Genomic DNA, 20,566 nt, shown 5'->3' on the forward strand with positions numbered 1-20,566 from the left:
GACATGGCTGATCTGATCCTCTCATCCAATCTGACCCAGGCAGACGATTTCTATGCCGATCTGGTGGCCGCCCATGAAGGGCTTGAGAAAGCCGAAAGCGATGCGTTCAACGCGCGCCTTGTGCTGGTTCTGGCAAACCACATCGGCGACAACGCGGTGCTGAAGCAGGCGTTGGATGCCGCAGCCCTGAAACAGGAGTAAGCCCATGAAAATCGAACAGATTCACCACGTCGCCTATCGCTGCAAGGACGCGAAAGAGACCGTTGAATGGTACGGCAAGATGCTGAACATGGATTTCATTCTGGCGATTGCCGAAGACCATGTGCCCTCCACCCATGAACCTGATCCCTACATGCACCTGTTTCTGGATGCCGGAAATGGCAATGTGCTGGCGTTTTTTGAGCTGCCTACCAAGCCGGAAATGGGGCGCGATCCCAATACGCCGATTTGGGTGCAGCACATCGCATTCAAGGTGAAGGACCGTGATGAGCTGATCGCATTCAAGGACCATCTCGAAGCCAACGGCGTCGAGGTTCTGGGTGTCACGGATCATTCGATCTTTCATTCGATCTATTTCTTCGATCCGAACGGTCACCGGGTGGAACTGGCTTGCCCCGACCCCGAGGAAGAGGCCATGCTGGCCCGGCTGGATTCGGTCAAATGGGATATGCTCGAAGAATGGTCGCGCACCAAACGAGCCCCTCAGCATGCCGACTGGCTGCATGCCAAGGAACTAAGCAAAGGCTAACCATCGTATGTCCGAAGTGGTTCTGTTTGATTACTGGCGTTCGTCCGCCAGTTACCGGGTGCGGATTGCACTGAATCTGGCTGGGATCACCTACCGCCCGGTCGTCGTGGATCTGGTGAATGGGGCGCATCGCGCCCCGGATCATTTGGACCGCAACCCACAGGGTCTGGTCCCGGTGCTGGATATCGATGGGGTTCGGTTGACCCAATCGCTGGCGATCATCGATTATCTGGATGAGACCCGCGAACTGGGTCTGCTGCCCACCGATCCGGCCAAGCGAGCCGCGGCGCGGGCATTGGCGCACAGTATCGCGGTGGATATCCATCCGGTCTGCAACCTGTCGGTTGCCAAACATGCCACCGCGCTTAGTAATGGTGCAGGCGACATGCCCGGCGACTGGATGCGTCACTTCATCCGGCCGGGTCTGCTGGCGTTTGAATCGCTGCTGGGCGGCTTTGATCAATCCCCGTTCTGCACCGGTGAAACGCCGGGTCTGGCCGATATCTGCCTGATCCCACAGCTTTATAATGCGCGCCGGTGGGAAGTTGATCTATCCGATATGCCACGCCTGACAGCAGTCGAGGCCGTCTGCGCCGAGCATTCGGCCTTTGCCGCAGCCCATCCTGACCTGCACGCTCCGCTCTGAACCGGCGCACAGAGTCTGTGTGGCGGTGCGGGTGCACAAATCCTCGCGCCGTCCTTAGGTTTCTGTGCAACGACAGATGGAGACCCCCATGCCCAAGATCACCGGCTACCACGCCCATGTCTATTTCGACGCCGACTCTCAGGACACGGCACGGCAGGTCTGTGAAGAGGCCGCGCGTCTGTTTCCCACTGTGCAGATGGGCCGCATGCATGCGCGCAATGTTGGCCCGCATCCGCGATGGAGTTGCCAGCTGGGCTTTCCCGCCGAAGCCTTTGATCAGGTCTTTCCCTGGCTGATCCTGAACCGGCAAGGGCTGACCATTTTCACCCATCCAGAAACCGGCGATCACTTGGCCGATCACCGGGATCGCGCTATCTGGATGGGCGAGATGCTGCCGCTTGATTTGTCGATCTTCGATTAACCCAATTCACGCGCCCGGTCGCGCAGGATGAACTTCTGAATCTTCCCCGTCGACGTCTTGGGCAACGCCCCAAACACAACCGTCTTGGGTGCTTTGAAATGGGCCATATGATCCCGGCAGAAGGCAATAATTTCAGCTTCATTCGCCTCTGCCTGCGGTTTCAATTCAACAAATGCACACGGCGTTTCACCCCATTTCTCATCCGGGCGGGCCACCACGGCCGCCTCCATCACGGCCGGGTGTTTATAAAGCGTGTCTTCGACCTCAACGGATGAGATATTCTCGCCGCCCGAGATGATGATGTCCTTGGACCGATCCTTCAGCGCGATATAGCCATCCGGATGCATCACCCCCAGATCGCCCGAGGCAAACCACCCGCCTTTGAAGGCTTTGTCTGTCGCCTCAGCGTTCTTGAGATAGCCCTTCATGACAATGTTGCCCTGCATGAAAATCTCACCCATGGTTTCGCCATCCGAAGGCACGGGTTCCATCGTCTCGGGGTCAGCCACCATCAACCCGGACAGGGCGACGTATTTCACCCCCTGACGCACCTTCAGCGCGGCGCGATCTTCCGCGCTTTTCTCGTTCCATTCGTCCTTCCATGCACAGACAACGGACGGACCATAGGTCTCGGTCAGGCCATAGACATGGGTAACCTCAACACCCATCCCTTCCATCGCTTCGATCACCTTGGCCGGCGGTGGAGCGCCAGCGGTCATCGCCTTGATCTGCTGCGTGAAATCCTTGAGATGATCGGGCGCGTTGGCCAGCATATTCAACACGATCGGTGCGCCACAGAAATGGGTCACACCCTCTTCTCGGAAGGCGCGATAGATCGGTTCGTCCCGCACGGCGCGCAGGCAGACGGAGGTGCCCGCATTGGCCGCCATCGTCCACGGGAAGCACCAGCCATTGCAGTGAAACATCGGCAGCGTCCACAGATAGACCGAATGCTGCGGCATCCCCCATGTCAGGATATTCGACGTTGCGTTCAGCGCCGCGCCGCGGTGGTGATAGACCACACCCTTGGGGTTGCCGGTGGTGCCCGAGGTATAGTTCAGCGTGATCGCATCCCATTCATCTGCGGGCAAAGACCAGTCGAACTCTGGATCACCCTCGGCCAACAGAGCCTCATAGGTCAGATCTCCCAATCGCTCGCCACCGTCAATACTGGCGTCTTCGATGTCGATCACCAGAATGTTGTGATCCACCTGTCCTAACGCCTGTTTCACGACGCCTGAAAACTCGGGATCGACCAGCAGAACCTTGGCTTCGGCATGGTTCAGAATGAAGGCGATGATCGGCGCATCCAACCGCGTGTTGATCGCGTTCAGCACCGCCCCTGCCATGGGCACGCCAAAATGCGCCTCATACAGCTCGGGGATATTGGCCGCGATGATCGAGACTGTATCGCCCACGCCTACGCCACGCGTAGTCAGCGCGCTGGCCAGACGTCGGCTCCGCGCATAGGTTTCTGCCCAGCTATACCGGCGCTCGCCATACACAACGGATGGGTAATCCGGATACACTGCCGCCGTCCGCTCAAGATAGCTCAGCGGAGACAACGGCGTGAAATTCGCCGGGGTTTTATCCAGATGTTGCTGGTAGATAGGTGTGGCTGTCATCCGGCGATCCTCCCAAACTCGTCAGATTGTCGTATTGAGCACAAAGTTTACGTCATAACAAACCCGTATTAATACGCGTTTGAGCTACACTGGAGATATCCTATGGGCTAATCTGGCCCTACTTCACGCGCACCATTCGCGTTGATCTGCAGTATCACGTCACTTTGCGCCCGCCGGGACCTACTGATTCCCCGCGCGCCCCACTTTTGAAAGGACATGTCATGGACGGCACGTTCAACGAAAACGATCTTTCCCGCGTCGTCGAAGCCGACCGCGCCCACCTCTGGCATCACCTGATCCAGCACAAGCCGTTTGAGACCAACGATCCCCGTATCATTGTCGAAGGCAAAGGCATGCGCGTGTGGGACCAAAAGGGCAAAGAGCACCTGGATGCCGTATCAGGCGGTGTCTGGACCGTGAACGTGGGCTATGGCCGCGAATCTATCTGTAAGGCGGTTTATGACCAGCTGATGAAGCTGTGCTACTTCGCCAACACCGCAGGCTCGATCCCCGGTTCGAATTTCGCGGAAATGCTGATCGACAAGATGCCGGGCATGAGCCGCGTGTACTACACCAATTCAGGTTCTGAGGCGAACGAGAAGGCGTTCAAGATGATCCGCCAGATCGCGCACAAGAAATATGGCGGCAAGAAAACCAAAATCCTGTATCGCGACCGCGACTATCACGGCTCCACCCTGGCGACCATGTCGGCAGGTGGTCAGGACGAGCGCACCGCGCAGTACGGTCCCTTTGCACCCGATTTCGTGCGCGTGCCTCACTGCATGGAGTACCGCAAGCACGAGCTGGACGGCGCACCTGAAGAGAACTTTGGCGAATGGGCTGCAGATCAGATCGAAGAGGTCATCCTGCGCGAAGGCCCCGACACCGTTGGCGCCCTGTGCCTTGAGCCCGTGACCGCAGGCGGTGGCGTCATCGAAGCGCCTGAAGGCTATTGGCCCTGCGTGCAGGAGATCTGCAAGAAATACGACATCCTGCTGCACATTGACGAGGTTGTCTGCGGCGTAGGTCGGACCGGCACGTGGTTCGGCTATCAGCAGTACGGCATCAAGCCGGACTTCGTGACCATGGCCAAGGGCGTTGCCTCGGGTTATGCCGCGATCGCCTGCATGGTCACCACCGAGGAAGTCTTTGACATGTTCAAAGACGACGCGGCAGACCCGATGAACTATTTCCGTGATATCTCGACCTTTGGCGGCTGCACTGCCGGTCCGGCGGCAGCGGTTGAAAACATGCGCATCATTCAGGATGAAAACCTGCTGCAGAACTGCGTCGACATGGGTGATCGCATGATGGGCAACCTGCAGGCGCTGATGGAAAAGCACAAAGTCATCGGCGACGTGCGCGGCAAGGGTCTGTTCCTTGGCGCCGAGCTAGTAACCGATCGGACCACCAAGGATCCGATGGACGAAAAGCGCGTTCAGGCCGTTGTCGCAGATTGTATGGCGCAGGGCGTCATCATCGGTGCCACCAACCGCTCGATCCCCAGCCGCAACAACACGCTGTGCTTCTCGCCAGCGCTGATCGCGACAGCGGACGACATCGATCAGATCACCGACGCCGTAGACGGCGCGCTGGGGCGTGTGTTCGGCTGATCTAGGCAACGAACTACCATTGAACCACATGAAACCCGCCAAATTTCGGCGGGTTTCTTTTCATGAGGACATCAGCCAAGCGTATGAGCTGATGCCAAAGATACTCAATTTTCATTCAAATGGCGGGAAAGAGTCCAAATTGGCCCTGAGCGCCGACGTTTTCTGCTGATGAAACGTCCCAAAATATCCATCTCAAAACTTACCTGCGTCCTATGTTTCAGGAGGTTGGGAGGGAAATCGAATGGCGACGCACGGGTATTGTCTGTGTAAAAGAACGAGCTGGGCCTACCAGGGCAGTCAAACATGGGCATGCTATTGCCACTGCGATGATTGCCGTCGGAATTGTGCCGCGCCGGTGGTTGCCTGGTTAGGCGTGCCGATAGAGAACTTTGAGTGGACCGGCGATAAACCCGGCACTTATGAAAGTTCCAAAGGCGTTTTCAGGCACTTTTGCGGGACGTGCGGATCACCTATTGGATTTGAAGCCGATCATTATCCGGGTGGTATGCACCTTTACGCAGCGTCGCTCGAAAACCCGGAAGATTTCAAACCGACTTTTCACGTCAACAAGCAAAGCAAATTGCCTTGGCTGCAAATGACTGATGATCTCGACGCGTTTGAAGGCACATTGCTACACACCCCTAACGACCCAGACGGATATCGTTAGATGAGGAAGCCACCTGGTTTTCAAGTGGCTGCTTTGCGCTGCCCTGCAGTCATTGATCATGTGTCAATGTAAACATACCCGCCACCGAACACACGCGCCCGGATGACAGCGGCACGTCGGACGCTCGGCTTCACCGTACCAGCTATCGGCGGGGGCGCGGAGAGCTTAGATTACTCACCAAAATTCGGATAGATAAACCCGTTCACCGGGTACGAACTGCCGTAACTGCCCGGCCGGCTTTCAACCCGAACAAGCGTCCAATCATTGTTTTTGGACACGTCCCTCACGCCCATCTGCAACGACACCTTATTCCGGAGCCAGTTTGCGTGGTTCACAATGACTTCCCGCTCGGTGACAATATCGGATACGACAGCCACATGTCCCAGGGGCATCCCTCTGGTGGCCCGAAACGACATCACCGCACCGACCTCCGGTTCATTACCCCGGTCAAACCCATTGCGGGCCTTGCCCCACCAATCCTTGGCGTTGCCACGAATTTCGATGCCGCTGAGGTTGCGTGCGTAGGGCACGCACCACACCCTTTGTCCCAGCGCATGTTTTCTTGAGACCTCTTGCAACGCCATGGCCTGACGTTCGGGATCCAAGTCCACCTCATTCGGATTCTTGGCACAGGCCGAGATCAGACTGAAAAGTCCCAAAACAACGGCAATTCGCGCGACGCCGGGCAGGCGCGACCAGATCGTATCGGTATTGCGTGCGTTGTACTGCAAGAAGGTTCTTTGCCGGTTTGAGTGGTGAAGCAGTTTTAATAATATCTTTAGGAAAAAGAAAAGAGCCCAACTGTTCCCCGGCAGAATATTGCCAGTTCCTGCGCCGCATTCCGGCCGTTGGCCGAGCGTGCGGTCACTTATGCAACAGGTTTCCTCCCTGTGCCGTCCCTGGGATTCATGGCAGGCGAAGAGACCGGCACAATGTCATCGGACACATGAACGCCAACCCGTCCCGCAGGTCGACGATCAAGCATCCGCTGGACAGTCGGGTTAGGCAGAATTACTTTGACCGCAACCCAATCCAACAGGAGGTTTGTATCGGATGTCCAAGACACTCTCGATCGCGGCAACTTCAATTCTGTTTTTGTCAACAGCGGCCTATGCGCAAGAACAATGCGCTGCTGGCAAAACGCTGACAGACGGCAAATTCACCATCGCAACAGGCAACCCGGCCTACTATCCGTGGGTGATCGACGACGCGCCAGAAAGCGGCGAAGGGTTCGAGGCAGCCGTTGCTTATGCCGTGGCTGAAGAAATGGGGTTCGCAGCTGATGATGTCGTTTGGGTCCGCTCGTCCTTCGACGAGGCGATCCAGCCCGGCGCCAAGGAATTTGACGTCAACATGCAGCAATATTCGATCACGCCTGAACGGGATCAGGTGGTCGATTTCTCTACCCCTTACTACACCGCCCCGATGGCAGTTCTGGTCAGCCCCAATTCGACCGACACTGCCCCGACGCTTGAAGCGCTGAAAGGCCTGCAATGGGGGGCCGTCGGCTCGACCACGGCGGTGCCGAAACTGGCCAGCATCATCCAACCCGACAGCGACCCGTTGCTGTATGGCGACAATGCTGACGTTAACGCCGCCATGTCGGCCAACCAGATTGATGCGGCCCTGTTCGATCTGCCCACCGCCCTGTTCCTCAGCGCGGTGATGATCGAAGGCTCAAAGGTCATCGGTCAGTTCCCGGCGGATGAAAATGATAATCCGGATCATTTCGGCATGTTGATGGAAGAAGGCAACCCGCTGAAAGCCTGCGTGGACGAGGCGCTGGCGGCACTGGCAGCTAACGGCAAACTGGCCGAGATCGAGGCCGTATGGCTGCAGGACACCACTGGTGTCCCTCTGATCAAGTAACATGGCAGATCATAAGGCGGCGGGGATGACCCGCCGCGAACGGTACGAGGCGCACCAACGACGCAGGTCGTTGGTGATCGCCACGATTAGCACGGTCACTGTTGTGGCCGCGATCTACTTTCTGGTTCCGCTGGCTCCGGGCTGGTCGAAGGTTCAGCAGAGCTTTTTTAACGGCGAGACGCTTGTCAAAACCTTCCCGAAACTGCTTGAAGCGTTTCGGATCAACGTGATGATCTTTTTGTGGTCCGCACCGGCGATCGCCGTGCTTGGCCTGTTGATTGCCTTGGCGCGGGATGCCAAATCGCCCGCCCTGTTTCCGCTGCGCATCTTTGGCGCGGCGTTCACTGACATTTTTCGCGGCGTGCCTGTGATCCTGACGGTCTATCTGATCGGCTTCGGCATACCGGGGCTGGGCCTGCCGCGCCCGTGGAATTCGCCTTACATATGGGGCTCGCTGGCGCTGATCCTGACCTATTCGGCCTATGTGGCCGAGATTTTCCGCTCAGGCATCGACAGCGTCCACCACAGCCAGCGCGCCGCCGCATTGTCGCTGGGTCTGTCGGAACGGCAAGTGATGCGCGACGTGGTGTTGCCGCAGGCGATCCGCAACGTGGTGCCCTCACAGATGAACATGCTGATTGCGCTGCAAAAGGATGTCTCGCTGCTCAGCTTCATCGGCCCGGTCGAAATCTTCCGTCAGGCCGGAGTGTTCAAGTCGCTGCTGGCGAATTTCACCCCCTATGTGGGCGCGGCGATCATCTTCCTGATCGTCACCATCCCCGCCACACGCTACGCCGATCACCTGATGGCCCGCCAAATGCGAGAGAGGCGCTGATGCCCAAACTGGAACTTCAGGGAGTGGTGAAACGCTTTGGCGACCGCACGGTCTGTGACGGGATTAATCTCACCGTTGATGAGGGCCAAATGGTTTGCTTAATCGGCGCATCCGGGTCGGGCAAGTCGACTCTGCTGCGTTGTATCAACCTTCTGGAACCCATCGAAGACGGCGCGATCTTTCTGGATGGCGAGGATATCTCGATCCCCGGTCTGAACCCGCAATCGGTGCGTGCCCGGATCGGGATCGTGTTCCAAAGCTTCAACTTGTTTCCGCATATGACCGCGCTTGAGAATGTCATGCTCGCGCCTCGCCGGGTGCGTGGACTGACACGCGCTGAATTGCAGCCCGAGGTCGAAGCGCTGTTTGCCCGGTTCGGGTTGGCTGACCGGATGCACAACTATCCTGACCAATTGTCGGGCGGGCAGCAGCAGCGCGTCGCCATCGTGCGCGCCTTGGCCATGCAGCCCGAGGTCATGCTGTTTGATGAGATCACCTCGGCCCTCGACCCTCAACTTGTGGGCGAGGTGCTGGATGTTCTGCTGATGCTTAAGAAACAGGGCATGACGATGATGATGGCCACGCATGAAATGGGCTTTGCCCGCGAGGCCGCCGACAAGATCTGCTTCCTAGACAGCGGTCGGATCATTGAAGAAGGCCCGCCCGAAGCGGTGTTTGACCACCCGACACACCAGACCACACAAGCCTTTTTGGCGCGGGCGTTGAAGTAAGCGCCTGGGCTCTGAATCCCTGACAATCTGGCCCTCAAGGACTCGACTCTTTGAGGGTCAAGAACATATAAGAACAAATATAGAACATTTGGGGGTTTTACATGTTCGGCGGGATGCAGCGCCGCATCGTTTCACTCTGGTTTCCCCGGCTGGCAAGTGACCGGGCTTTGCGTGTGCGCCCGGTCGATGGGCCGTTTGTTCTGACGCTGAAACAGAACAATGCAAACCGGGTGTATTGCCTGAATGTACAGGCCCAGCGGCAGGGCCTGCACAGCGGCATGCCCTATTCTGATGCCCGCGCCTTTTGCCCCGATCTGCAAAGCCATCCTGCCGACCCGCAAGGGGATCAGCGGTTTCTGCACGCCCTGCGCCGCTGGGCCACGCGCTATTGCCCCTGGGTCGGGCTGGAAGGTGAGGACGGGCTGGTTCTGGACATCACCGGATCGGCTCATCTGGCGGGCGGGGAAGAGATGATGCTGACCGACATGCGCAGGCGTCTGGCCCGCGCCGGGCTGGCGGTGCAGATCGGTCTGGCCCCGACACGCGGCGCGGCCTGGGCTTTGGCCCATTATGGCGAAGGGGTTGCGACCCAGGATACGCTGAAGGCCATCCGCGCCCTGCCGGTGGCAGCGCTGCGGCTGGATGAGGATACCTCGGTCGCGCTGCAACGGCTGGGCCTGCGCCGGATTGGCGAGCTGGCGCAAACCCCGCGCGCGCCGCTGACACGCCGCTTTGGCCCCGAGGTGCTGATGCGGCTGGATCAGGCGCTGGGGGATCAACCTGAACAGATTACCCCGCTGGCCGACCCGCCCCATTACGGCGTGCGCATGACCCTGCCCGAGCCCATTGGGCTACTGTCCGACATGATGGCCGGGGCGGAACGGCTGCTGGAACGGCTCTGCGACAAGCTGAAAGCGCAGGAAATGGGCGCGCGCAAGCTGTGCATCACCTTACGCCGGGTGGATCAGGACCATCAGCAGGTCGAACTGCGGCTGGCCCGCCCCTTGCGTGATCCATATCGCATCCTGCCCCTGTTCGAGCGTGGATTGACCGAGGTGGATGCAGGCTTTGGCGTCGATCAGCTGCGGCTGGAGGCCACGCTGGTGGAACCCCTGCCGGTGCGCCAGATCAGCCGCGCCGCAAGCCGGGGCAAAGATCAACTGGATGACCTGATCACCCGCATCGGCACCCGGATCGGGTTGGATCAGATCCACCGCCTGCTGCCCGCGCAAAGCCATATCCCCGAACGCAGCTTCATCATCTCGCCCGCCGCCTATTCCGACCCTGCAGGCGGGTGGGCCGCCCTGCGCCCGCGCCCCCTGCAGCTGTTTCCGCCGGAACCCATCGCCGGATCAGGCCCACACCCGCCGCGCCGCTTTCGCTGGCGACGCATGTCGCTGACCACAGGCCGCTCAACCGGCCCCGAACGCATCTGCCCCGAATGGTGGCTGGAAGATGAGAACTGGCGCACGGGCTTGCGTGATTACTGGCAGGTTGAAACCCGGCAGGGGCGGCGGTTGTGGCTGTATTACACGCCGCAAAATCCGGGATGGTTCGTGCATGGGGAATTCGCATGAGCAAACCGAACCCGCCCAGTTCCCACGCGCAGGACCCCGGCTATGCCGAGCTGGGCGTGACCACCAACTTTACCTTCCTGACCGGAGCCTCACACCCAGAAGAGCTGGTGACCCGCGCGGCAGAGCTGGGCCTGAAGGCCATCGCGATCACCGACCGGAACTCACTGGCCGGGGTGGTCCGGGGCTGGAGCGCGTTGAAAGAACTGCGGCGCGAGGAGGAAGGCGCAGTTCAAATCCGCTCGCAGCACCGCCTCGATTCTTCGTCCCGACAAGAGGTCGGGCATGTGCAGCCAATCGACAAACCGGACGTACCCGCCCTGCCCAAGCTGATCGTTGGCTGCCGTCTGATTCTGCGCGACAGCGCGGTGCACTGGCTGGCCCTGCCCCGCGACCGCGTCGCCTATCAGCGACTGACCCGCCTGCTGACCCTGGGCAAGCGACGGGCCGAGAAAGGGGAGTGCCATTTGGGCTTGCAGGACATGCTGGCGGCCTGTCAGGGGATGATACTGATCGCGCTGCCTCAGGCGGGGTTGAAACAGGCCATCCCCGATATTCAGACCGTCCGGCGGCAATTCCCCAATGCGGTCTTTCTGGGGGCGGTGCCGCGTTATGACGGTAGCGACCGGGCCTATCTGGCGGCCTGTGCGCAGGCGGCGCTGCGGGCCTCGGCCCCCATGGTGGCGGTAGGCGATGTGCTGATGCACCGTGGCAACCGCCGCCAACTGGCCGATGTGCTGACCTGCATGCGCGAACACATCACGATTGACCAGATCGGCACCCGCGCCCTGCCCAATGCCGAGCGGCGGCTGAAAGGCTACGCGGATATGGCCCGGCTGTTTCAGGACCACCCCGGCGCGCTGCGCCGCACGCTGGAAATCGCCGACCGCTGCAGCTTTGACTTAAGTGAGTTGTCTTATGAATACCCCGACGAGATCGCCAGCACTGAAACCCCGCTGGCGCGGCTAGAACGTCTGGCGCGCGAGGGGTTGAAACGGCGCTATCCCGATGGCCCGACCGAGAAGGCCATCAGTCTGATGAAAAAGGAACTGGCGCTGGTCGCCGATCTGGATTTCCCGGCCTATTTCCTGACCGTGCATGACATTGTGCAATTCGCCCGCTCGCAAGGCATTCTGTGTCAGGGGCGCGGCTCGGCCGCCAATTCGATCCTGTGTTATCTGCTGGGCATCACCGATGTCAGCCCCGACATGATCGCCATGGTGTTCGAGCGTTTTGTCTCGAAATACCGGGGTGAGCCGCCGGATATCGATGTGGATTTCGAACACGAGCGGCGCGAAGAGGTGATCCAATGGATTTACGAGAAATATGGCCGCCACCGCGCGGGCCTCTGTGCCACGGTCATCCATTTCCGATCCCGCGCGGCAATCCGTGAGGTGGGCAAGGTGATGGGCCTGTCTCAGGACGTGACCGCGGGCCTGTCCGGCCAGATCTGGGGGATGAGCAATGGCGGCGTTGATGCCGAGAGGCTGCAGGAACTGGGCCTCGACCTCAAGGACCGACGCCTGATGCAGACGGTTCGCCTGATTGGCGAGATCATCGGCTTCCCGCGCCACCTGTCGCAGCATGTGGGCGGGTTTGTCATCACCAAGCAGCGGCTGGATGAGCTCTGCCCGATCGAAAACGCCGCGATGGAAGACCGCACCGTGATCGAATGGGACAAGGATGACATCGACGCGCTTGGCATTCTGAAGGTGGATATATTGGGGCTGGGGATGCTCAGCTGTATCCGCAAGGCGTTTGACCTGATGCGGCAGCATGACGGCGAAACCCTCAGCATCGCGACCGTCCCGCAAGAGGACGTGGCGACCTATGACATGCTGTGTGCCGCTGATGCGGTGGGCGTGTTTCAGGTCGAAAGCCGGGCACAAATGAATTTCCTGCCCCGGATGAGGCCGCGCGAATTCTACGATCTGGTGATCGAGGTTGCCATCGTCCGCCCCGGCCCTATCCAGGGCGATATGGTGCAGCCCTATATCCGGCGGCGCAACGGGCTGGAAAAGTCCGAACCCTTCGGCCCTGCCTTGGAAGAGGTGACGCGGCGCACGCTGGGCGTGCCGCTGTTTCAGGAACAGGCCCTGCAAATCGCCGTGGTTGGTGCAGGGTTTTCGGCGGAAGAGGCGGATCACCTGCGCCGCTCGCTGGCCTCATTCCGGCGCATGGGGACCATTGGCACTTATCGCGACAAGTTCATCGCAGGGATGCTGAACAATGGCTATACGCCCGAAGTCGCCGACCGCTGCTTTGGCCAGATCGAAGGCTTTGCCGATTACGGCTTTCCCGAAAGCCATGCCGCGGCATTTGCGATGCTGGCCTATGTCTCGGCCTGGATGAAATGCCACCACCCGGCGATCTTTGCCTGCGCGCTGCTGAACTCGCAGCCCATGGGGTTTTACGCGCCTGCCCAGATCGTGCGCGACGCGCGCGAGCATGGGGTCGAGATTCGTCCGGTCTGCGTTAACGCCTCGGAATGGGACAATCTGCTGGAACGCCGCGCCGATGGGGCGCTGTCCCTGCGGCTGGGTTTTCGCCAGATCAAGGGGTTCAAGCAGGAGGATGCGGATTGGATCGTGGCCGCGCGCGGCAATGGGTATCCGGACCCCGAAACGCTGTGGCTGCGGGCCGGGCTGCGCCCGGATGTGCTGACCCGTCTGGCCGAAGCGGATGCGTTTTCCGGCATGGACCTGACCCGGCGCGACGCCCTGTGGCATGTCAAAGCCATCCGCAGCCGGACCGCCCTGCCGCTGTTCAATGACCCTATCGATGGCGAAAGCATCAATGAGCCGCAGGTCAACCTGCCGGTGATGCATCTGGGCGAGGAGGTTGTCGAAGACTACGTCTCGACCCGTCTGACCCTACGCTCGCACCCGATGGAGCTGTTGCGCCCCTCCATCCCCGGCCTTGTGCCGCATGCCACGCTGCAGGACATCCCGCTGGGCCGTTACAGCGTCTGCGGGTTGGTGATTACGCGCCAGCGGCCGGGAACCGCCTCGGGCGTGATCTTTCTGACGCTCGAGGATGAAACCGGTGTCAGCAATGTGGTTGTCTGGCCCAAGGTCTATGAACGGTTTCGTCGGATCGTGATGGGCGGACGGTTGCTGCAGGTCCGTGGATATCTGCAACGCGAGGGAATCGTCGTGCATCTGATCGCGCAGGAAATCACCGATATGTCGCACAAACTGTCCGAGCTTGGGCATCCGCTGGACGAAGCTATCGGGATCACCCAACCCCAAGCGGATGACACCCCGCGCCCCCGCCAGAACGGCCCAAGCGCCCGCCATCCGCGCGAACAGGCCAAACGGCTGTTTCCAAGCCGGGATTTTCACTAGAACACGCATCATCATAAGGCCAGTTTCAAAGAAACATCCGGCTAACGTGATCCGGTCACCTCTTTCCCTTGCCCTTGCCCGCAATATGTTGCACCACACACGGGTTCAAACCCGGTGAACGGGCCAAAGGATAAGGACAAGGCGCATGGCTGACGGATCGATCGACATCAACGCAAAACCCACCGAGGACATTTCGGTTCGTGAGGTGTTTGGCATTGACAGCGATATGGCAGTCAAAGGCTTTGCCGAACGCAGCGACCGCGTGCCGGTGATCGACCCGACCTACAAGTTCGATCCCGAAACCACGTTGGCGATTCTTGCGGGCTTTACCCATAACCGCCGGGTGATGATTCAGGGCTATCACGGCACCGGGAAATCGACCCATATCGAACAGGTTGCCGCCCGTCTGAACTGGCCTGCCGTGCGCGTGAACCTCGACAGCCATATCAGCCGGATCGACCTGATTGGTAAGGACGCGATCAAACTGCGCGACGGCAAGCAGGTCACTGAATTCCACGAAGGCATCCTGCCCTGGGCGCTGCGCAACCCCGTTGCCATCGTCTTCGACGAATACGACGCGGGCCGTGCGGATGTGATGTTCGTGATCCAGCGCGTGCTGGAGCATGACGGCAAGCTGACCTTGCTGGACCAGAACGAGATCATCACACCGAACCCGAACTTCCGCCTGTTTGCGACGGCCAACACTGTGGGTCTGGGCGACACCACCGGCCTCTATCACGGTACTCAGCAGATCAACCAGGCGCAGATGGACCGCTGGTCTCTGGTTTCGACGCTGAACTATCTCAGCCACGATGCCGAGACTATGATCGTTCTGTCGAAAGCGCCGCATTACAACACCGCCGAGGGCCGCAAGACCGTCAGCCAGATGGTCACCGTCGCCGACCTGACCCGGACCGCCTTCATGAACGGCGATCTGTCCACCGTGATGAGCCCCCGGACCGTGATCAACTGGGCCCAAAACGCAGAAATCTTCCGCAACATCGGCTATGCCTTCCGCCTGTCGTTCCTGAACAAATGTGACGAGCTAGAGCGCCAGACGGTTGCTGAGTTCTATCAGCGCTGCTTTGATGAGGAACTGCCGGAAAGCGCGGCGAGCGCGAGCTTGGGCTAAGCAATATGAATTGCGCCCTGCGGGGCGCAATGCCTCCGGCGGAGGTATTTTTGGCCAGATGAAGGGGGATCCGGTTTCGCATTGATGCGGCGGGTCACTGCAACACAAAGGGCGATTGAACATGGTGCAGAAGAACGACAATCCTGCTGATCCGTTCAAGAAGGCTCTGGCCGAGGCTACTAAAGTTATGGCCGACGATCCCGAATTGTCGGTGAGCTACACTGTTGATCCATCGGGCCTGTCGGGCGAGTCGATGCGTTTGCCGCAGGTCTCACGCCGGATGACGCGCGAAGAGGTTCTGTTGGCGCGCGGGACGGCAGACGCATTAGCTTTACAACGCAAATATCATGATGACGCGACCCATGCGCGATATGCCCCTCCGGGTGATATGGCACGGGATCTTTATGAGGCGATGGAGACCGCCCGGTGCGAGGCGATGGGTGCGCGGGATATGCCCGGCACCGCGTCGAATATCGACGTCAAGATCGGGCATGAGGCGATCCGGCGCGGCTATGATCAGTGCAAACAGCCTGCGGATGCGCCATTGGCTGTGGCGGCGGGCTATCTGATCCGGCATCTGGCCACGGGCCGCGACATGCCGCCTGCCGCCGAGAATGTCATGAACCTGTGGCGCGGATTTATCGAGGAACAGGCCGGCGGGACGCTGGAAAATCTTGACGAAATCCTTTCGGACCAGGCCGAATTTGCCAAATTCGCCCGACAGATGATCAAAGATCTGGGTTACGGCGATCAGCTGGGTGATGACCCGGATGAACTGGACGACGAGCAGGAAGATCAAGCCGAGGATGACGCTGAAGAACAGCCCGATCCCGACAGCACCGGGCAGGATGATCAGGACGAACAAGACGCCGACGCGACGCCTGAACAAACTCAGGAAGAACAGCAGGACCAGTCTCAGGCTCAGGTCTCGATGGACGAGATGGCCGAGGATGAGATGGGTGATGAGGCTGAAATGCCCGAGGGCGAGGCTCCGCTAGAACCGCCAGCCCCGCCACCTGCGTCCGAGGCGGACCCGGATTACAAGGTCTATCTGAACACCCACGACGAAGAGATCGCAGCTGAAGATCTGGCCGAACCGGCCGAGCTGGAACGCCTTCGCGCCTATCTGGACCAGCAGTTGGAGCCCTTGAAGGGCGCGGTCAGCCGCCTGGCTAACAAGTTGCAACGCCGCCTGCAGGCGCAGCAGAACCGGTCTTGGGAGTTCGACCGCGAGGAAGGCATTCTGGATGCCGGACGTCTGGCGCGCGTCGTGGCCAACCCGACCACGCCACTAAGCTTCAAGGTCGAAAAAGATACCGAATTCCGCGATACGGTGGTGACGCTGCTTCTGGACAATTCCGGCTCGATGCGGGGCCGTCCGATCTCGATTGCCGCGATCTGTGCAGATGTCCTGGCGCGGACGCTGGAACGTTGCAACGTCAAGGTCGAGATCCTGGGCTTTACCACCCGGGCCTGGAAAGGCGGTCAGGCGCGCGAGGCGTGGCTGAACGATGGCCGCCCGCAGCAACCGGGGCGTCTGAACGATCTGCGCCACATCATCTACAAGGGCGCCGATGCCCCATGGCGTCGCGCGCGACCCAATCTGGGGCTGATGATGAAAGAGGGCCTGCTGAAGGAAAACATCGACGGTGAGGCGTTGGAATGGGCGCATCGCCGGATGCTCGCGCGGCGTGAGGCCCGCAAGATCCTGATGGTGATCTCGGATGGCGCGCCGGTCGATGATTCAACGCTCAGCGTGAACCCGGCGAACTATCTGGAAAAACACCTGCGCGACGTGATTGCTATGGTGGAAAAACGCAAGATGGTGGAATTGCTGGCCATCGGGATCGGCCATGACGTGACCCGCTATTATGATCGCGCCGTCACGATCACCGATGTCGAGCAGCTTGCGGGTGCTATGACCGAGCAGTTGGCCGCACTGTTCGACAGCGACCCGCGCGCCCGCGCGCGCGTGATGGGGATGAAGCGGGCCAGTTGACGGCCCTGCTTCGACAGTGCAGACTTAGTGCCATCCAAGCCAGTTTTTGCACCGCTGAAGGCGACTTTGCTTATGGTGGCGTAACGGATAGCGCATAAGCGCTATATCGAAGGGCAGGAACATCATTCGTTCTCCTGTTTATCTGCTTGAATAGTGTCCCAACCCTGCCCGGCCTGCTTGTAGCTGGTCCTGAGATACGCCCTAGAAACCCTTGAGATTGTTGTTGAACCTTGTCGTTCCGCGAGAAACGGAGTGTATTTGCCCCATGCGCTATGAGTTTGCAGACTGTATTCTGGATGTGGATCGACACGTCCTGACCCGCCGGGGTGAGCCCGTCGCAATCGAACCTCAGGTATTCGATCTGTTGGTCCTCTTGGCCCAGCACCCAGGTAAGCTGGTGCCCCGGGACGAGATCATCGCGCGTGTTTGGAGTGGCCGCTTTGTCTCGGATTCTACCATCAGCGCACGAATTGCAGCGGCGCGTAAAGCAGTCGGCGACGATGGCAAAGCGCAGCGGATCATTCGGACAGTCGTACGGCGCGGGTTGCAAATGGCGGCGGATGTGACCTGTGACGCCGACACCGATTCAGGCGTAGACAACCATACGCAACGGCTGCGTTACGCGCGCGGTGCGAAGGGTCGCGCTGTTCCATACACGCTTTCCGGTGATGGGTTGCCGGTGCTGCGCATCGGTTCGGTCGTGCACGATCTGGAGGCGGAATGGCGCATCCCGTCCGAGCGTACCCGGTTACAGGACATGGCAAACCGTTTCCGCCTGTTACGCTACAACAAGGACAATGACGTCAGCTCAAACATCGACCATCAGGCGGTGTATGACCGCAGAATAGAAGAAATCCTGACCGTCGTGAATGCAGCGGGGTTTGACCGCTTTTCAATTCTCGGTGAAATGGGCGGCACCTTCCCTGCCCTACACTTCGCCGCAAGACACCCCGAGCGGATTGACAAGCTGATTATCTCCGGCGGATGGGCAGAAGGGCGAGATTACCGGGAAGATACCAAACAACCCGACTCGATCCGGTCACTGATCGCGGAAGGGTGGAACACGCCGGGCAGCGGCTATGCTATGGGCGCTGAATTCAGCTATTTTCCAGAAGGTCCGCTGGATAGCGTTCGGCACATGGTCAATGAATTGCAGACACTTTATTCAAGCGAGGAGAGACTTCACTACCGTGACATCGCCAATAGCACCTCGGTGCTGCAACTTCTTCCGATGGTGCAATGCCCCACGCTGGTTCTGCACGGGCGGCACACAGCCGTTCACCCCCTGTCCGAGGCGCGCAAACTGGCGGCTGGAATCCCCAATGCCTCGCTCGTGATCCTTGAGACCGGCAACCAGATACCATTACCTGGAAATGAGGCCTACAACCCGTATATCCAGGCCATTCAACGCTTTCTTGAGACAGAAGAATAGTGTGCGCCGGGGCGCTGGACATTTCCTACCGCAGGCCGCAGGTTTGCGCGCAGCAAGACTGACGAATGAGGCCGCCCATGTTCCAGAGTTTCGAAGTGACCGCACGCCCCGAGCAAGGCCCACCACGACTGGCCGCTTTGCGGGACGAGCTGGCGCGCGAAGGCCTGCAGGGCTTCCTGATCCCGCGTGCGGATGCGCATCAGGGTGAATATGTGGCCCCTCGGGATGAAAGGCTGGCCTGGCTTACCGGATTCACCGGTTCTGCGGGGTTTTGCGCGGCGCTCACGGACATTGCCGGGGTTTTCATCGACGGGCGCTATCGCACTCAGGTAAAGGCCCAGGTCGCACAGGATTACACGCCGGTCCCATGGCCAGATGTCAGCCTGAGCGCCTGGTTGAAAGAGCAATTGCCAAATGGCGGCAAAGTCGGGTTTGATCCGTGGCTCCACGCTGCAGGACAGATTTCGTCTGCACAGAAAGAGCTTGAAGGCAGCGGCGTCGAACTGGTGCGCTGTGATAACCTTGTAGACCGAATTTGGGCGGATCAACCCGACCCTCCGATGAATCCTGTCAGGGCACATCCGATTGAATTTGCAGGTGAAAGCGCCGAGAGCAAAATCAAGCGCCTCGCGAGTGACCTGCAGAGCGGAGATCGCGCGGCAGCGGTGATCACCTTGCCGGATTCGATCATGTGGTTGTTGAATATCCGTGGCGCGGACATCGCATACAACCCTGTGGCCCATGGCTTTGCCATCCTGCGCGGTGATGGGCGGGTGGATCTGTTCATGGCCGCTGCCAAACTGACCGGGATCGGGGATCATCTGGGCCCGCAGGTCACCCAACACCAACCCGACGCGTTCCTGACAGCGGTTGAGGCACTTGAAGGCAAGGTGCAGGTCGATCCGGGAACGGTTCCGCAGATCGTAGCGGATGCGTTGGGGGACCGTATGGTCGATGGCGGCGATCCCTGCGCCCTGCCCAAAGCCCGCAAGAACCCGGCCGAAATCGCAGGCACGGCCGAGGCACATCTGCGAGATGCCGCAGCGGTGATCGAACTGCTGTGTTGGCTGGACGCGCAGAAGCCCAGCACCCTGACCGAGACACAGGTAGTAACGCGGCTGGAAGAAAGCCGCCGCCGGGACAACGCGCTGCAGGATATCTCATTCGACACCATCGCGGGCACCGGGCCGAACGGGGCCATCATGCATTATCGCGTGACCGAGGAAACCGACAGCAGGCTGGAAAACGGTCACCTGCTGGTGCTGGACAGCGGTGGGCAATATCTGGACGGCACCACCGATATCACCCGCACAATTGCAATCGGCGATGTTGGGGATGAGGAGAAGGCCTGCTTTACACGCGTCCTCAAAGGCATGATCGCCATGTCGATGCTACGCTGGCCTGTTGGCTTGGCAGGACGCGATATCGAATGCGTAGCACGCCTGCCGCTGTGGCTGGCCGGGCAGGATTTCAACCATGGGGTCGGTCATGGGGTCGGTACCTATCTCAGCGTGCATGAGGGCCCTCAGCGCCTATCTCGGGTCAGCCATGTCCCGCTTGAGCCGGGTATGATCCTGTCGAACGAGCCGGGATATTACCGCGAGGGTGCTTTTGGCATCCGGCTTGAGAACCTTGTCGTAGTGGAAGAGGCCCCAAACCTGCCCAGCGGTGACGACGAACGCGCCATGCTGAACTGGCGTACGCTGACTTATGTCCCAATCGACAGGCGTTTGATTGTAGTCGATATGCTGTCACGAGAGGAACGTGCTTGGCTGAACGCCTATCACCGCGACGTGGCGGAAAAAGTCCGGCCAAGGCTGGGCGACGCCGCTCAACTGTGGTTGGATGCCGCAACCGCACCGGTCTGACACCGGATTGATACATAGTTTGGGCAGAGGAGAAGCCCTGACACGACGAGGGAAGGAAC

At 59.8% G+C, this 20,566-nt stretch carries 17 protein-coding genes; 15 read left to right on the top strand and 2 right to left on the bottom strand.

Translation table 11 applies throughout. The features are described 5' to 3' along the window. The first annotated feature begins 3 nt into the window (after nucleotides 1-3). The 4 genes from I5192_RS12460 to I5192_RS12475 all read left to right on the top strand — a co-directional run bounded on the left by I5192_RS12460 (nucleotide 4) and on the right by I5192_RS12475 (nucleotide 1,815). On the top strand, nucleotides 4-201 hold the full coding sequence (locus I5192_RS12460; RefSeq protein WP_170392682.1) for a DUF2783 domain-containing protein: 198 nt from the start codon (nucleotides 4-6) through the stop codon (nucleotides 199-201). A gap of 4 nt (nucleotides 202-205) precedes the next feature. Next, a complete protein-coding gene (locus I5192_RS12465) occupies nucleotides 206-748 on the top strand; it encodes a VOC family protein (RefSeq protein ID WP_170392683.1) in 543 nt (180 codons plus the stop codon). A 7-nt stretch (nucleotides 749-755) separates the two neighbouring features. Continuing rightward, nucleotides 756-1,394 carry a maleylacetoacetate isomerase gene (gene maiA / locus I5192_RS12470; RefSeq protein ID WP_223116955.1) on the top strand — a complete coding sequence of 213 codons (639 nt, stop codon included), beginning with the start codon at nucleotides 756-758 and terminating at the stop codon, nucleotides 1,392-1,394. A gap of 88 nt (nucleotides 1,395-1,482) precedes the next feature. Beyond that, entirely contained in the window at nucleotides 1,483-1,815 is a 333-nt protein-coding gene (locus tag I5192_RS12475; protein WP_223116956.1) for a DOPA 4,5-dioxygenase family protein, read from the top strand. Here the strand turns inward: I5192_RS12475 and I5192_RS12480 are convergent. Further along, nucleotides 1,812-3,440: an acyl-CoA synthetase gene (locus tag I5192_RS12480; RefSeq protein ID WP_223116957.1), complete on the bottom strand. Its 1,629-nt coding sequence runs from the start codon at nucleotides 3,438-3,440 to the stop codon at nucleotides 1,812-1,814. The genes I5192_RS12475 and I5192_RS12480 overlap by 4 nt on opposite strands. A gap of 221 nt (nucleotides 3,441-3,661) precedes the next feature. Here I5192_RS12480 and I5192_RS12485 point away from each other — a divergent pair, with 221 nt between their 5' ends. Further along, nucleotides 3,662-5,053 carry an aspartate aminotransferase family protein gene (locus tag I5192_RS12485; protein WP_223116958.1) on the top strand — a complete coding sequence of 464 codons (1,392 nt, stop codon included), beginning with the start codon at nucleotides 3,662-3,664 and terminating at the stop codon, nucleotides 5,051-5,053. Between the two features lie 241 nt (nucleotides 5,054-5,294). Further along, nucleotides 5,295-5,720 carry a GFA family protein gene (locus I5192_RS12490; protein ID WP_223116959.1) on the top strand — a complete coding sequence of 142 codons (426 nt, stop codon included), beginning with the start codon at nucleotides 5,295-5,297 and terminating at the stop codon, nucleotides 5,718-5,720. A gap of 170 nt (nucleotides 5,721-5,890) precedes the next feature. Here I5192_RS12490 and I5192_RS12495 read toward each other — a convergent pair whose 3' ends face one another. Then, the gene (locus tag I5192_RS12495; RefSeq protein WP_170392689.1) at nucleotides 5,891-6,451 is read right to left on the bottom strand and encodes a CHAP domain-containing protein; all 561 of its coding nucleotides are present in this window, start codon (nucleotides 6,449-6,451) and stop codon (nucleotides 5,891-5,893) included. A gap of 322 nt (nucleotides 6,452-6,773) precedes the next feature. Between I5192_RS12495 and I5192_RS12500 the strand changes: the two genes are divergently transcribed. From I5192_RS12500 to I5192_RS12540, 9 genes are all read left to right on the top strand, one after another. Then, nucleotides 6,774-7,589: an ABC transporter substrate-binding protein gene (locus I5192_RS12500; protein ID WP_170402438.1), complete on the top strand. Its 816-nt coding sequence runs from the start codon at nucleotides 6,774-6,776 to the stop codon at nucleotides 7,587-7,589. A gap of 1 nt (nucleotide 7,590) precedes the next feature. Further along, nucleotides 7,591-8,424, top strand: a complete 834-nt coding sequence (locus tag I5192_RS12505) for an amino acid ABC transporter permease (RefSeq protein WP_010437538.1) — start codon at nucleotides 7,591-7,593, stop codon at nucleotides 8,422-8,424. Further along, complete coding sequence (locus tag I5192_RS12510; protein WP_170662949.1) at nucleotides 8,424-9,155, top strand: amino acid ABC transporter ATP-binding protein; 732 nt, start codon at nucleotides 8,424-8,426, stop codon at nucleotides 9,153-9,155. Before I5192_RS12505 ends, I5192_RS12510 begins: the two co-directional genes overlap by 1 nt. Before the next feature lie 101 nt (nucleotides 9,156-9,256). Then, on the top strand, nucleotides 9,257-10,732 hold the full coding sequence (locus I5192_RS12515) for a DNA polymerase Y family protein (RefSeq protein ID WP_223116960.1): 1,476 nt from the start codon (nucleotides 9,257-9,259) through the stop codon (nucleotides 10,730-10,732). After that, on the top strand, nucleotides 10,729-14,076 hold the full coding sequence (locus I5192_RS12520; protein WP_223116961.1) for an error-prone DNA polymerase: 3,348 nt from the start codon (nucleotides 10,729-10,731) through the stop codon (nucleotides 14,074-14,076). The genes I5192_RS12515 and I5192_RS12520 overlap by 4 nt, the downstream gene beginning before the upstream one ends. Nucleotides 14,077-14,221: 145 nt before the next feature. Then, nucleotides 14,222-15,208 carry a cobaltochelatase subunit CobS gene (cobS, locus tag I5192_RS12525; protein ID WP_010437533.1) on the top strand — a complete coding sequence of 329 codons (987 nt, stop codon included), beginning with the start codon at nucleotides 14,222-14,224 and terminating at the stop codon, nucleotides 15,206-15,208. Between the two features lie 121 nt (nucleotides 15,209-15,329). Further along, a complete protein-coding gene (cobT, locus tag I5192_RS12530; RefSeq protein ID WP_170513326.1) occupies nucleotides 15,330-17,207 on the top strand; it encodes a cobaltochelatase subunit CobT in 1,878 nt (625 codons plus the stop codon). A 265-nt stretch (nucleotides 17,208-17,472) separates the two neighbouring features. Continuing rightward, nucleotides 17,473-18,639 (top strand): winged helix-turn-helix domain-containing protein, encoded by a 1,167-nt coding sequence (locus tag I5192_RS12535; RefSeq protein ID WP_170392696.1) that lies wholly within the window; start codon nucleotides 17,473-17,475, stop codon nucleotides 18,637-18,639. A 77-nt stretch (nucleotides 18,640-18,716) separates the two neighbouring features. Then, nucleotides 18,717-20,507, top strand: coding sequence for an aminopeptidase P family protein (locus tag I5192_RS12540; RefSeq protein ID WP_223116962.1), 1,791 nt, complete (start codon nucleotides 18,717-18,719; stop codon nucleotides 20,505-20,507). Nucleotides 20,508-20,566: the final 59 nt, after the last annotated feature.

The sequence above is a fragment of the Ruegeria sp. SCSIO 43209 genome, from assembly GCF_019904295.1.
In the GTDB taxonomy this organism is placed as follows: domain Bacteria; phylum Pseudomonadota; class Alphaproteobacteria; order Rhodobacterales; family Rhodobacteraceae; genus Ruegeria.

What these genes read in the sequence shown, in the direction of transcription:
- I5192_RS12460 (WP_170392682.1), top strand. Translation starts at nt 4, where the DNA reads ATGGCTGATCTGATCCTCTCATCCAATCTGACCCAGGCAGACGATTTC.
- I5192_RS12465 (WP_170392683.1), top strand. Translation starts at nt 206, where the DNA reads ATGAAAATCGAACAGATTCACCACGTCGCCTATCGCTGCAAGGACGCG.
- maiA (WP_223116955.1), top strand. Translation starts at nt 756, where the DNA reads ATGTCCGAAGTGGTTCTGTTTGATTACTGGCGTTCGTCCGCCAGTTAC.
- I5192_RS12475 (WP_223116956.1), top strand. Translation starts at nt 1,483, where the DNA reads ATGCCCAAGATCACCGGCTACCACGCCCATGTCTATTTCGACGCCGAC.
- I5192_RS12480 (WP_223116957.1), bottom strand. Translation starts at nt 3,440, where the DNA reads ATGACAGCCACACCTATCTACCAGCAACATCTGGATAAAACCCCGGCG.
- I5192_RS12485 (WP_223116958.1), top strand. Translation starts at nt 3,662, where the DNA reads ATGGACGGCACGTTCAACGAAAACGATCTTTCCCGCGTCGTCGAAGCC.
- I5192_RS12490 (WP_223116959.1), top strand. Translation starts at nt 5,295, where the DNA reads ATGGCGACGCACGGGTATTGTCTGTGTAAAAGAACGAGCTGGGCCTAC.
- I5192_RS12500 (WP_170402438.1), top strand. Translation starts at nt 6,774, where the DNA reads ATGTCCAAGACACTCTCGATCGCGGCAACTTCAATTCTGTTTTTGTCA.
- I5192_RS12505 (WP_010437538.1), top strand. Translation starts at nt 7,591, where the DNA reads ATGGCAGATCATAAGGCGGCGGGGATGACCCGCCGCGAACGGTACGAG.
- I5192_RS12510 (WP_170662949.1), top strand. Translation starts at nt 8,424, where the DNA reads ATGCCCAAACTGGAACTTCAGGGAGTGGTGAAACGCTTTGGCGACCGC.
- I5192_RS12515 (WP_223116960.1), top strand. Translation starts at nt 9,257, where the DNA reads ATGTTCGGCGGGATGCAGCGCCGCATCGTTTCACTCTGGTTTCCCCGG.
- I5192_RS12520 (WP_223116961.1), top strand. Translation starts at nt 10,729, where the DNA reads ATGAGCAAACCGAACCCGCCCAGTTCCCACGCGCAGGACCCCGGCTAT.
- cobS (WP_010437533.1), top strand. Translation starts at nt 14,222, where the DNA reads ATGGCTGACGGATCGATCGACATCAACGCAAAACCCACCGAGGACATT.
- cobT (WP_170513326.1), top strand. Translation starts at nt 15,330, where the DNA reads ATGGTGCAGAAGAACGACAATCCTGCTGATCCGTTCAAGAAGGCTCTG.
- I5192_RS12535 (WP_170392696.1), top strand. Translation starts at nt 17,473, where the DNA reads ATGCGCTATGAGTTTGCAGACTGTATTCTGGATGTGGATCGACACGTC.
- I5192_RS12540 (WP_223116962.1), top strand. Translation starts at nt 18,717, where the DNA reads ATGTTCCAGAGTTTCGAAGTGACCGCACGCCCCGAGCAAGGCCCACCA.